Annotated in this window: 12 protein-coding genes; 8 read left to right on the top strand and 4 right to left on the bottom strand. The window is 61.3% G+C overall.

Going from position 1 to position 11,975, the window contains the following annotated elements; genetic code table 11:
• Positions 1-26 precede the first annotated feature (26 nt).
• On the top strand, positions 27-1,304 hold the full coding sequence (gene eno / locus ACFOGH_RS03820; RefSeq protein ID WP_380071743.1) for a phosphopyruvate hydratase: 1,278 nt from the start codon (positions 27-29) through the stop codon (positions 1,302-1,304).
• A gap of 157 nt (positions 1,305-1,461) precedes the next feature.
• Here eno and ACFOGH_RS03815 read toward each other — a convergent pair whose 3' ends face one another.
• Complete coding sequence (locus ACFOGH_RS03815; protein ID WP_380071742.1) at positions 1,462-2,532, bottom strand: NAD(P)/FAD-dependent oxidoreductase; 1,071 nt, start codon at positions 2,530-2,532, stop codon at positions 1,462-1,464.
• A 102-nt stretch (positions 2,533-2,634) separates the two neighbouring features.
• Here ACFOGH_RS03815 and ACFOGH_RS03810 point away from each other — a divergent pair, with 102 nt between their 5' ends.
• The gene (locus ACFOGH_RS03810; protein ID WP_380071741.1) at positions 2,635-3,519 is read left to right on the top strand and encodes a fatty acid desaturase; all 885 of its coding nucleotides are present in this window, start codon (positions 2,635-2,637) and stop codon (positions 3,517-3,519) included.
• 60 nt (positions 3,520-3,579) lie between these two features.
• Entirely contained in the window at positions 3,580-4,476 is an 897-nt protein-coding gene (gene rarD, locus ACFOGH_RS03805) for an EamA family transporter RarD (protein WP_380071740.1), read from the top strand.
• 62 nt (positions 4,477-4,538) lie between these two features.
• On the opposite strand, the gene ACFOGH_RS03800 is transcribed toward rarD, so the two are convergent.
• Positions 4,539-5,633 carry an anhydro-N-acetylmuramic acid kinase gene (locus tag ACFOGH_RS03800; RefSeq protein ID WP_380071739.1) on the bottom strand — a complete coding sequence of 365 codons (1,095 nt, stop codon included), beginning with the start codon at positions 5,631-5,633 and terminating at the stop codon, positions 4,539-4,541.
• Positions 5,634-5,690: 57 nt separating this feature from the next.
• Here ACFOGH_RS03800 and tyrS point away from each other — a divergent pair, with 57 nt between their 5' ends.
• The gene (gene tyrS / locus ACFOGH_RS03795; RefSeq protein ID WP_380071738.1) at positions 5,691-6,941 is read left to right on the top strand and encodes a tyrosine--tRNA ligase; all 1,251 of its coding nucleotides are present in this window, start codon (positions 5,691-5,693) and stop codon (positions 6,939-6,941) included.
• Positions 6,942-7,023: 82 nt separating this feature from the next.
• Here the strand turns inward: tyrS and ACFOGH_RS03790 are convergent, their stop codons facing one another.
• Positions 7,024-7,575, bottom strand: coding sequence for a peptidylprolyl isomerase (locus ACFOGH_RS03790; RefSeq protein WP_380071737.1), 552 nt, complete (start codon positions 7,573-7,575; stop codon positions 7,024-7,026).
• A complete protein-coding gene (locus tag ACFOGH_RS03785; RefSeq protein ID WP_380071736.1) occupies positions 7,565-8,074 on the bottom strand; it encodes a peptidylprolyl isomerase in 510 nt (169 codons plus the stop codon). The genes ACFOGH_RS03790 and ACFOGH_RS03785 overlap by 11 nt, the downstream gene beginning before the upstream one ends.
• A gap of 139 nt (positions 8,075-8,213) precedes the next feature.
• Here ACFOGH_RS03785 and ACFOGH_RS03780 point away from each other — a divergent pair, with 139 nt between their 5' ends.
• The 4 genes from ACFOGH_RS03780 to ACFOGH_RS03765 all read left to right on the top strand — a co-directional run bounded on the left by ACFOGH_RS03780 (position 8,214) and on the right by ACFOGH_RS03765 (position 11,906).
• Positions 8,214-9,401 (top strand): phosphoglycerate kinase, encoded by a 1,188-nt coding sequence (locus ACFOGH_RS03780; protein ID WP_380071735.1) that lies wholly within the window; start codon positions 8,214-8,216, stop codon positions 9,399-9,401.
• A gap of 133 nt (positions 9,402-9,534) precedes the next feature.
• Complete coding sequence (locus tag ACFOGH_RS03775; protein ID WP_380071734.1) at positions 9,535-10,317, top strand: SDR family NAD(P)-dependent oxidoreductase; 783 nt, start codon at positions 9,535-9,537, stop codon at positions 10,315-10,317.
• An 81-nt stretch (positions 10,318-10,398) separates the two neighbouring features.
• Complete coding sequence (locus ACFOGH_RS03770) at positions 10,399-11,328, top strand: class I fructose-bisphosphate aldolase (RefSeq protein ID WP_380071733.1); 930 nt, start codon at positions 10,399-10,401, stop codon at positions 11,326-11,328.
• Positions 11,328-11,906, top strand: coding sequence for a hypothetical protein (locus tag ACFOGH_RS03765; RefSeq protein ID WP_380071732.1), 579 nt, complete (start codon positions 11,328-11,330; stop codon positions 11,904-11,906). Before ACFOGH_RS03770 ends, ACFOGH_RS03765 begins: the two co-directional genes overlap by 1 nt.
• The last annotated feature ends 69 nt before the right edge of the window (positions 11,907-11,975 follow it).

The following is an 11,975-nucleotide window of genomic DNA, read 5'->3' as shown; positions in this document are numbered from 1 at the left end:
CATTTCCGCCCATTTGGAGGCCAGACATGAGCACGATCATTGATATCCACGCCCGCGAGATTCTCGACAGCCGCGGCAATCCCACCGTTGAAGTTGATGTGCTGCTGGAAAGCGGCGCGATGGGCCGCGCCGCGGTGCCCTCGGGTGCCTCGACCGGCGCACATGAGGCGAACGAGCGCCGCGATGGCGACAAATCGCGCTACATGGGCAAGGGCGTGCTTGAGGCTGTGGCCGCCGTTAACGGCGAGTTGGCCGAAGAAATCGTCGGCTTTGATGCGACCGAACAAGTCGGCATCGACCGCACCATGATCGAGTTGGACGGCACCCCGAACAAATCGCGTCTGGGGGCAAATGCGATCCTCGGCGTGTCTTTGGCTGTGGCCAAGGCTGCGGCAGAGTTCACCGGCCAGCCATTGTTCCGCTATGTCGGCGGCACCTCGGCGCGGATGCTTCCGGTGCCGATGATGAACATCATCAACGGCGGCGAACATGCCGATAACCCGATTGATATCCAGGAATTCATGATCATGCCGGTCGGGGCATCGAACGTGAAAGAGGCCATTCGGATGGGCTCGGAAGTGTTCCACACCCTGAAGAAAGAGCTGTCGGCGGCGGGCCACAATACAAATGTCGGAGATGAGGGCGGCTTTGCGCCCGGCCTGAACTCGGCCCGCGATGCGCTGGATTTCATTCTGAAGTCGATTGAAAAGGCGGGCTATCGTCCCGGCGAGGATATGTTCCTAGCCCTCGATTGTGCCGCGACCGAATACTTCAAAGGCGGTCGGTATGAGATGAAGGGCGAGGGCAAATCTTTGTCCATCGAGGAAAACGTCGATTTCCTGGCCGGTCTGGCTGCGGATTACCCGATCATCTCGATCGAAGACGGTTGTTCGGAAGATGACTGGGCGGGTTGGAAACTGCTGACCGACAAACTGGGCGGCAAGATCCAACTGGTCGGCGACGATCTGTTCGTGACCAACCCGCGCCGTCTGGCCGAAGGGATCAAGCAAGGCGTGGCGAACTCGATGCTGGTGAAGGTCAACCAGATCGGCACCCTGACCGAAACGCTGCAAGCCGTCGATATGGCGCATCGCGCGCGCTATACCAACGTGATGTCGCACCGCTCGGGCGAGACCGAAGACAACACCATCGCCGATCTGGCAGTGGCCACCAACTGCGGCCAGATCAAGACCGGCTCGCTGTCGCGCTCGGACCGGATGGCCAAGTATAACCAACTGATCCGTATTGAGGAGATGCTGGGCGAGACGGCGGAATTCGCTGGCCGTTCAATCCTGCGCGGATAAGGTTTCCGCAAGCGATCCTGAACCACGCAGAGCGCAGGCTTTGCGTGGTTTTTTCATACTGTGTGGCACGCAATCCGAAGCCGCCCTGGACCTGATCCGGGGCCTCGTGGTGTGAGGCGAGGCCCCGGATCAAGTCCGGGGCGGCTTGGGAAGGGTGTTAAAGGGCGCGCAACAGGCGCGCGGGGCGGAAATCGGCGAGCAGAGGATGATCGCCCTGCCCTGCGATTTCTGCGGCCAAAGCCTCGCCCGCCAAGGCCGAGAGCGTCACGCCAGAATGCATCACGGCCAAGCTTAGCCCCGGCTGCACGGCTCCGATCAGCGGCAGACCATCGGCGGGCACCGGGCGGAAGCCAAGCGCGAAACGATCCAACACCAGATCGGGCGCGTTGAAGCGGGCACGCAGGCGGTGCAGCGTGGCCTCGGCCATCGCGGCGGGGTCGGTGATGGTTTCAGAAGCATCCGCCTGATGGTTGACGATACCGGGGGCAAGGATCGCGCCGCTGGCATCCTGGCGGATTTCCTGATCCGGCGTCACAAGGATATGGTTGATGCGCCATGCCACAGGTTTGGTGTAGACCATGATGCCGGGGCGGGTCAGCATCGGCAGATCAAGGCCCAAAGCTGCCAAGAGCGCAGGCGAAGCCACACCCGCCGCAAGGATGGTATGATCGGCGGTGAACGGGCCGATCGGGGCGCGCGCGCCGGTGATCTGCCCGCCAGAGTCGATCAGGCTTTTCGCGGCAATCCCAGTCAGCACCTTTGCGCCCGAGGCTGCCAGTAAAACACGGGTCAGCGCTGCCGGATCAACGGCACCTTCGCTGGCGATATGCAGGGCTTGCGCCGGAGGGTTTGCCAGATGCGGCTCTAACCGGGCGATTTCGGCGCGGGTGATCGGCGTGGCGGGGTAGCCAAGTGCCGCCAATTCAGCCGCTTTCCGGTCAAAGCCCGCGCCTTGCTCTTCAAACCACAGCGTGCCTTGCCAGTTGGGGGCAGCTTCGGGCAGCAGGGTGGCAAGGCGGTGGTGGGCGGAGATCGCTTCAACCCGCAGATGGTGATGCGCCGGGTTTTCGTAAAAGCTGGCGTTGATCCAGCCAAAGCTGCGGCCCGACGCCGCGCTGGCCGGGGCTGTCGCCTCGAGCACGGTGACGCGCGCGCCTTGGCGGCTCAGGTGAAAGGCAAGGCTGGCACCGATGATGCCTGCGCCGATGATCAGGACAGATTGCGGCATGGATGATCTCCTTTCTCGCAGGGTGTCATTTCTGGCGCAGCGGCGAAAGGGGCAGGTTTACCGGGGCTTGCGGCACGCTTTGTGCTACGGCAAGCTGAGGCCATGGATCACAAAAGCTTTGTTTCAAACCTTGACCCCAACCTGCGCGCGCGATTGATCGCGCGATCCGATGCGGCGGGGCTTTGGCATCTGGCGGGCCATCTGGGCGCTATCCTTGGCGTGGGGGCGTTGATTGCGGCTGCGGTGCCGGGGTGGTGGGTGCTGCTGCCGGTTCAGGGCGTGCTGATCGTGTTTCTGTTCACGCTGGAACATGAGGCGACGCATAAGACCCCGTTTGCTTCCGAACGGCTGAATGAGGTCGTTGGGTATTTCTGCGGCTTTGCCCTGCTGCTGCCGTTTCAGTGGTTTCGCTACTTTCACCTCGCGCATCACCGCTGGACCAACCTGCCCGGCAAAGATCCGGAGCTTGCCTCGGAAAAGCCGCGTGGTATCGGGGCTTGGGCATGGCATGTCTCTGGCCTGCCGTATTGGATTGCCGAGGCGCGGTTGATCGTTGATCTGGCGCGCGGGCGGGCCGAGGGGGAATATTTGCCCGCCAGCGCCCTGCCCCGCATTGTGGCCGAGGCACGCTGGATGCTTGCGGGCTATGTGCTGGTTCTGGCCAGTTTGCTGGTCAACCCGCTGCTGTTCTGGGTCTGGCTGTTGCCGGTTTTGCTGGGCCAGCCGGCGCTACGGCTGTATCTGCTGGCCGAGCATAGCGATTGCCCGCAGGTGGTGAATATGTTCGAAAACACCCGCACCACCTTTACCACCGCGCTGATGCGGTTTCTTGCGTGGAACATGCCGTATCATGTTGAGCATCACGTCTATCCGGCGGTGCCGTTTCATCAACTGCCCGCGCTTCATCGACTGATGAAGGATGAATTGCGGGTGACGGCCGATGGCTATGCGGCCTTCACCAAGGGTTATCTCGCGCGGAGAATGTAACGGTTACAAGTTAGCCGTGGCGCGGGGCCTGGTGTGGCGGTAGCTAGAGCCATGGAAAACATGCCCCCCAAGAATGAAGACTCGCTGCGTGGATTTGGTTTTGCGCTGACTGCTTATCTGCTGTGGGGGTTCTTGCCGATCTTCATGAAGGCGGTCGGACATATCTCGCCCGCCGAGGTGATCGCGCATCGGGTGATCTGGTCGCTGCCGATTGCGGGGGCGGTGCTGTGGGCGACGGGGCGGACGGCGGATCTGTGGCTGGCGCTGCGCACGCCACGGATGTTGATGATGGGGTTTGCCACGGCGGCGCTGATCTCGGTCAATTGGGGGATTTACGTCTGGTCGATTGGCGCGGGTCATGCGCTGGATGCGGCGTTGGGCTATTACATCAACCCGCTGTTTTCGGTGTTTTTGGGCGCGATGCTGCTGGGCGAGCGGTTAAGCCGCGCGCAGAAATGGGCGATTGCGCTGGCGGCTTTGGCCGTGCTGGTGCTGACGGTTGAGGCAGGGCGTCTGCCCGTGGTGGCGCTGGGGCTGACGGTGACTTGGGGGATTTACGCTTACTTGAAGAAATCGCTGCCGATTGGGCCGAACCAAGGGTTTTTCCTTGAGGTGTTGATACTGCTGCCCTTCGCGCTCGCCTACGTGATCTGGGCACAAGTGACGGGGCACAGCCATTTCTTTGCCGGGGTCACGTCGGATACCGTGCTGCTGCTGTCTTGCGGTTTGGTGACGGCGGTGCCGCTGATGGTCTATGCCAATGGCGCGAAGCTGTTGCGGCTATCGACCATTGGCATCATGCAATACATCGCCCCCACGATGATCTTCCTCACCGCAGTGTTCCTGTTTGGTGAGCCATTCGGGCGCGGCAAGATGATTGCGTTTCCGATGATCTGGGCAGCCCTGGTGATTTACACCGTGTCGATGGTGCGGCAGGCGCGGGCTGCGGGGAAGTAGACAGGCTTTTGCGGCTTTCCCAGCTGGGATGCGCTTGTGCTTAAAATGCCATTTACCACAAACTATGGGCGGCTGATTTGCCCACCGCCCACCGCTGCGGCAACGCCGGTGGTGCTGGGGCAAGAGGTTGGCAGGCCAAAGGCGACGCGGGCGGCAAGATAGGCGAAGGCCTGAGCCTCGAGCATATCCCCGTTTAACCCTGCTGTTTCAATGGGTTCCACGATGCAGTTCATGCGTTGCGATAGCTGCGCCATCATCGCTGCATTGTGCCGCCCGCCGCCCGCGACCAGAAGGCGGGTGATGGGCTGCGGAAAATGCTCGGCGGCTTTGGCGACTGCGGCTGCGGCGATGGCGGTCAGGGTCGCTGCGGCATCGGCATTGGAGAGCCGGTGGGTTTTCTTGAAGAACGGCTGGAAATCGTTGCGGTCGAGCGATTTCGGCGGGATCTTGTGGAAATAGGCTTGGGTCAGGAACGCCTGCACCAGCTTTTCATCGACGCGGCCCGAGGCTGCCAAAGCGCCGCCCGCATCTTGGGTCAGACCAAGCCGCACTTGCATCAGATCGTTGATAGGGGCATTGGCGGGGCCGGTGTCAAACGCCAGCAGCGCACCCGGAGCCTCGGGGCTGGGCTGGCTGGGGTCGATCCAGGTGATATTGCCGACGCCGCCGAGGTTCAGGATGGCGAGCGGTTCGGTCGCCTTGATCCATTTCGCGCAAGCAAAGTGGAAGAACGGCGCGAGTGGCGCGCCCTGCCCGCCCATCTGCACATCGGTTGAGCGGAAATCCCACACCACCGGCAGATCCAGCGCTTGCGCCAGCAATGCCCCGTTGCCCGCCTGATGCGTGCGGCCATGGGCGGGGTCGTGGGCAAGCGTCTGGCCGTGAAAGCCGATCATCTCGGCACCCGAAAACCGCGCAAGAATTTCGGCATGGGCGGTTTCCACCACTTCGGCGGCAGCAGCCACCTGCGGGTCCCCCGGCCATTGGCCAAAGGCGCGGCGGATGGTGGATTGTTCCCCGGGGCTATAGGGGCGATAGGCGTCGGGGCCAAATTCCAGAATGTCATGGCCATCGGTGCGCAGCATGGCGGCATCGACGCCATCCAGCGATGTGCCCGACATTGTGCCCAAAACCCAAAGCGCACGCTGTTTCGCCATCTTCCCCTTGGCCCCCACGCCCGTTATACCACCCGAACCTTAAAGCATGAGTGTGCCATGACCTACCATCCAAAATCTGATTTCATGCGCGTGATGATGACCCGCGGCTATCTGGCCGATTGCACGGATTATCAGGCGCTTGACGAAGCTTTGGCCAAGGGTGTGGTGCCGGGATATATCGGCTTTGATGCGACGGCGAAGTCGTTGCATGTCGGCAGCCTGATCCAGATCATGATGCTGCGCTGGTTGCAGAAATGCGGCGGCAAGCCGATTGTGCTGATGGGCGGCGGGACGACCAAGGTGGGCGATCCGTCGTTCCGCGCGGATGAGCGCCCGCTGCTGACCAACGCGCAGATTGATGACAACATTGCAGGCATCAAGCGGGCGTTTTCGCCCTATGTCAGCTTTGGCGACGGGCCGAATGACGCGGTGATGGTCAACAATGCCGAATGGCTGGACGATCTGAACTACCTCGGCTTTCTGCGCGACATCGGCAAGCATTTCTCGGTCAACCGGATGCTGTCGTTTGAGAGCGTGAAGTCGCGGTTGGACCGCGAGCAGAGTTTGAGCTTTCTTGAGTTCAACTACATGATCCTGCAGGCCTATGACTTTCTGGAACTGAACCGCCGCTATGGCTGCTTGGTGCAGATGGGCGGATCGGATCAATGGGGCAATATCGTCAACGGCGTCGATCTGACGCGGCGGGTGATTGACCATGAGGTGTATGGTCTGACCTCACCGCTGCTGACCACCAGCGACGGCAAGAAGATGGGCAAGTCGCAGTCGGGGGCGGTCTGGCTGAACGCCGATATGTATGCGCCTTATGAGTTCTGGCAGTTCTGGCGCAACACCACCGATGCGGATGTCGGCAAGTTTTTGAAGCTTTATACCGAATTGCCGCTGGAGGAATGTGAACGTCTGGGCGCATTGCAGGGCTCGGCGATCAATGATGCCAAGATCATTCTTGCCAATGAAGTCACCACCCTGCTGCACGGTGCCGAGGCTGCGGCTGCGGCAGAGGCAACGGCGCGCGAGGTGTTTGAAAAAGGCGGCGTGGGCGATGATCTGCCCACCCTGAACGTCACCCCGGCGGAAGTGGCCGAAGGGCTTGGAATCGTGCAGCTTTTCGTCCGTGCAGGGTTGGCTGCGACCGGCAAGGATGCCAAGCGGCTTATTCAGGATGGTGGCGCGCGGATGAACGACGAGGTTGTCACCGATGCCGGTTTGCGGATTGGTGCGGGTATGCTGGCCGAGCCGCTGAAGCTGACGGCGGGCAAGAAGCGTCACGCCTTGGTGGTGCTGGACTGATCGCAAGCAAGAAAAAAGGGGGCCGTTCTGGCCCCCTTTTGTATTTCTGAACATCCATTCATCAAAACATGAACGGGCGGTCTTATTCCTGAACGGTGACTTTCGTCATCACATCCGGGTTTGACGGCGGCTCGCCGCGCTGGATCGCATCCACCACATCCATGCCTTTGATCACCTTGCCGACGACCGTATATTGGCCGTTCAGGAAATCACCCGGCGCGAACATGATGAAGAATTGGCTGTTGGCAGAATCGGGGTCTTGTGCCCGCGCCATGCCGACGATGCCCCGCGCGAACGGCACGTCGGAAAACTCGGCCGGAATGTTCGGCATATCCGAGCCACCCATGCCCGCCATCGAAGTGTCGCCGGATTTCTTGCCGTATTGCACGTCGCCGGTTTGCGCCATGAAACCGTCGATCACGCGGTGAAACACCACGCCATCATAGGCGCCAGCCTTTGCCAGTGCGACGATCTGGGCCACATGCTTCGGCGCGTCTTTGGTATCAAGATCAATCACGATCTCGCCCTTCGCCGCACCATCGACTTCGATCACAAGATTCGGTCCGGGGCCGTCGCCTTCGGCGAAAGCGGGGGCAGCGGTCAGCAGCAATGCTGCAAGGATATTACGCAACATCAGCAGCCACCCGCACGGTGATCATACGGTCGGGGTTTGCCGGCGGCTCACCACGGGTGATCTTGTCAACATGCTCCATGCCTTTGATCACGCGGCCATAAACCGTGTATTGCCGGTTCAGGAAGTGGTTGTCCGAGAAGTTGATGAAGAACTGGCTGTTGGCCGAGTTCGGGTTCGACGAACGGGCCGCACCAATGGTGCCGCGGTCATGCGGGATGCCCGAAAATTCTGCCGGAAGATCGGGATGCTCGGACCCGCCCGTGCCCGCGCGGCGCAGGTTGAAATCCTGCTCCATGTTGCCGTTGGCCACGTCGCCGGTCTGCGCCATGAAGCCGTCAATCACGCGGTGGAAGCAGACGTTGTCATAGGCCTTGGCGCGGGCCAGGGTTTTCATCCGCTCGACATGTTTCGGGGCGATCTCGGGAAGCATTTCCAGCACGACCTCGCCATCCTTCAGGGTGATGATGATGGTGTTTTCGGGGTCTTTGATCTCGGCCATGGGGCACATCCTTATTTTTGATCGGGCTTATTTTGATCTGGGCCGGAAAGTAACCATCCAAGCGCAGAAGGGGAAGGGCTTTAGGTTGACGAATGCGTCAGATCGGCGGAAACAGTTGCAAACACTCATGGAGGCATCAATGGCCTGGAAGACGATCGACGATATGGGGCTTGCGGGCAAAACCGTGCTGACCCGTGTGGATATCAACGTGCCGATGGAAAACGGCGTGGTGACGGACGGCACGCGGATTGAGAAGATCGTGCCGACGGTCGAGGATTTGATCGCGCGCGGGGCGAAGGTGGTGTTGCTGGCGCATTATGATCGGCCCAAGGGCAAGGTGGTGCCGGAGATGAGCCTTTCCCATGTGAAGGCAGCGCTGGAGGCGGCCTTGGGGCGCAAGGTGGTGTTCGCAGAGGATTGCGTGGGCGACGCGGCGAAGGCTGCGATCTCGGCGGCGTCGCAAGGCGATGTGGTGCTGCTGGAGAATACGCGCTTTCACGCGGGCGAGGAAAAGAACGATCCCAAGCTGGCGGCAGAGATGGCGGCTTTGGGCGATGTGTTCGTGAATGACGCGTTTTCGGCGGCGCACCGCGCGCATGCCTCGACCGCTGGGATTGCGGCTTTGCTGCCCTCGGCGGCGGGGCGGTTGATGGAGGCGGAGTTGAAGGCGCTGGAAGCGGCGTTGGGCAATCCGGTGCGGCCTGTGGTGGCGGTTGTGGGCGGGGCGAAGGTTTCGACCAAGCTGGAACTGCTGGGCAATCTGGTCGGCAAGGTGGATCATCTGGTGATCGGTGGCGGCATGGCCAACACCTTCCTTGTCGCGCAGGGTGTTGAGGTTGGCAAATCCTTGGCCGAGCGGGACATGGCTGCGACGGCGCTGGAGATTCTGGGCAAGGCCAAGGCTTCGGGTTGCACCATTCATCTGCCGGTCGATGTGGTGGTGGCGCGGGAATTCAAGGCCAATGCAGCCCATGACACGGTGCCTGTGGCCGCCTGCCCTGCCGATGCGATGATTCTGGATGCTGGGCCAAAGACGGTGGCTGAGCTGACCAAGGTGTTCGAGGGCTGCCGCACGCTGATCTGGAACGGCCCGCTGGGCGCGTTTGAACTGGAGCCGTTCAATGCTGCCACCAATGCGGCGGCGCGGGCGGCGGCGAGCCTGACCAAGGCGGGCAATCTCGTCTCGGTCGCGGGGGGTGGTGATACGGTGGCGGCGCTTAATCAGGCGGGCGCTGCGAAGGATTTTACCTTCATCTCGACCGCAGGCGGGGCGTTTCTGGAGTGGATGGAAGGCAAGACTTTGCCGGGGGTTGCGGCGCTGGGTTAGCTGGTCCCAACTCGGGACCAAAAACATTCCTTGTTTATCAAAGGCTTGACCTTGCCGATTTAAGGTTTTGTTAAGATTTGGCTGCCTGAACCTGTGTTGGGTTTGGGCAGCCGTGCACAAAGGGTGAGAGTTTATGGCGATCTGGGCTTTGGTAACGGGGGCCTCGGAAGGGCTGGGGCGCGAGTTTGCCACGCTGGCCGCCAAGGATGGCTTTGACGTGATCCTGACGGCGCGGCAGGTTGATAAGCTGGAGGTTCATGCCAACAGCCTGCGGCGCGCCTATAACGTGCAGGTCGAGGTGATCCCCGCTGATCTGACCGACCCGGTGGCGGTGGAGCGGTTGTGGGATGCGGCCTCGGACGGGCGGCAGATCGGTGTGCTGGTCAATAATGCGGGGCTTGGCAGCAATGGGGCCTTCAGCGATCCGGCGGGCTGGCCGCGTGAGGCCGACAGCATCGCGGTCAATATCATTGCCGCCACGATTCTGATGCGACGCGCGGCGGCACATATGAAGGCGCATAACTCGGGCGGTATCCTGAACGTCGCCTCGACCGCAGGCTTCATGCCGGGGCCGCATATGGCGGTGTATCACGCAACCAAGGCCTATCTGCTGAGCCTGTCCGAAGCGGTGTCCGAGGAATTGCGCGGCACGGCGGTGACGGTGACAGCACTTTGCCCCGGTCCGACCGCGACGCAGTTTTTCGCCAGCGATGATGCCGAGAAAAAGACGCTGATCACGCGGTTGCCGCTGGCCTCGGCCGAAAGCGTAGCGGCGGCGGGTTGGGCTGCGATGATCAAGCGGCGGCGCGTCAAGGTGGCGGGCGGCTTGAACAAGGTGGCGGCCTTTGCGCCGCGCCTGCTGCCGCGCCGGGTGATCAGCTTTATCGCCGGTCAACTGCTGAAAAAACGCTGGTAAAGCGTTGTTAGCGTAACCAATATTGCGCCAAGGCCAGAACCTTTCTACCACGAAACTGACCTTTCCCGGATGGAGCATAAGATGCGCGCGACCAAGGCTGTTCAGAAGATCCTTGCCAATTACGAAGGCGAAACCCCCGGCGTGAAGGCCAATCTGTGCCGGATGCTGATGGAGGGCAAGCTGGGCGGCACCGGCAAGATGATCATTCTGCCAGTGGATCAGGGCTTTGAACATGGGCCTGCGCGCAATTTTGCGGTCAATCCGGCGGGCTATGATCCGCATTACCACTACCAACTGGCGATCGATGCGGGCTTGAACGCCTTTGCCTCGCCTTTGGGGATGCTGGAAGCGGGGGCCGATACCTTTGCCGGGCAGATCCCGACGATTCTGAAGGTGAACTCGGCCAACAGCCTGATGTCTGACACGGCGGGGAAGAATCAGGCGGTGACGGCGAGCGTGGATGATGCGTTGCGGCTGGGCTGTGCGGCGATTGGATTTACGATCTATCCGGGGTCGGATGCGCAGTTGGATATGTATGAAGAAATCGTCGAAATGCGCCGCGAGGCGGCGGCCAAGGGCGTGGCGACGGTGATCTGGTCTTATCCGCGCGGTGAGGCGATTTCCAAGGATGGCGAAACGGCGATTGACGTGGCGGCCTATGCGGCGCAGATCGCGGCACTGCTGGGCGCGCATATCATCAAGATCAAGCTGTCGACCGACCATCTGATGCTGCCAGAGGCCAAGAAGGTCTATGAGAAAGAGCAGATCGACATTGCGACCCAAGCGGCACGGGTGAAGCATTGCATGGATGCGTCTTTCGCGGGGCGGCGGATCGTGGTGTTCTCGGGCGGGGCGGCCAAGGGGGCCGATGCGGTTTATGATGATGCGCGCGCGATCCGCGATGGCGGCGGCAATGGCTCGATCATCGGGCGCAACAGCTTCCAGCGCAAACGTGAGGATGCTTTGGCGATGCTGAGCAAGCTGGTCGATATCTACAAGGGCAAAGCCTGATGCGTCTGGCCCCTGCCCTTGCATTGATGGTCTGGGCGGGGGCCGCAGCCGCCCAAGAGGTTGGTATGACCGAGGCTGATCTGCCGCCGGGCTATCCGCCGAAACTGGGCGAAGCCTCGGGCAATCTGGGCGATAAGCCTGCGGCTTGGGAGTTTTTCGATTTCTCGGTCGGGGCGTTTGATGCCTCGGCCTGGGTTGACAGCGATTACGACAGCAAGGCGGTGCGGTTTCATCTGATTGGCTATGCGCCGGGAAAACCCGATGACATGCGCAAACGGCTGCGGGTGCAGGGCGATTTCGGCAAGGCGTTTCACACCGGGGCGGCAGAAGCACCGCTGGTTGAGGTATTGCGCGGCAAGGACATCGACGGGCCAAAGCTGACCTCGCAGGGGCAGCAAGCTGAGGTGGTGATCGAAAGCATCGGCCCTTTGCCCGAAAACAGCTATCTGCGCCATGTGACGGGGCGGCTGACGGCGCGGATCTGTCCGCAGGATTGGCCGTTCAAATCCTGTCAGGATATTGCGCTGCGGTTTGAAACCGATGTGCAGATGGGCAGCGATGTTGCGGTGAAGCCGTAACGCGCTGCGTTTTTTGATTTCATCGCCGTGGGTTATATGGCAAGATGAAAGAACGAACTGCCCCCGATC

Source organism: Cypionkella sinensis, from assembly GCF_042646385.1.
In the GTDB taxonomy this organism is placed as follows: domain Bacteria; phylum Pseudomonadota; class Alphaproteobacteria; order Rhodobacterales; family Rhodobacteraceae; genus Cypionkella; species Cypionkella sinensis.
The sequence above is the reverse complement of the archived record's forward strand: the minus strand, read 5'-3'. Positions and strand labels throughout refer to the sequence as shown.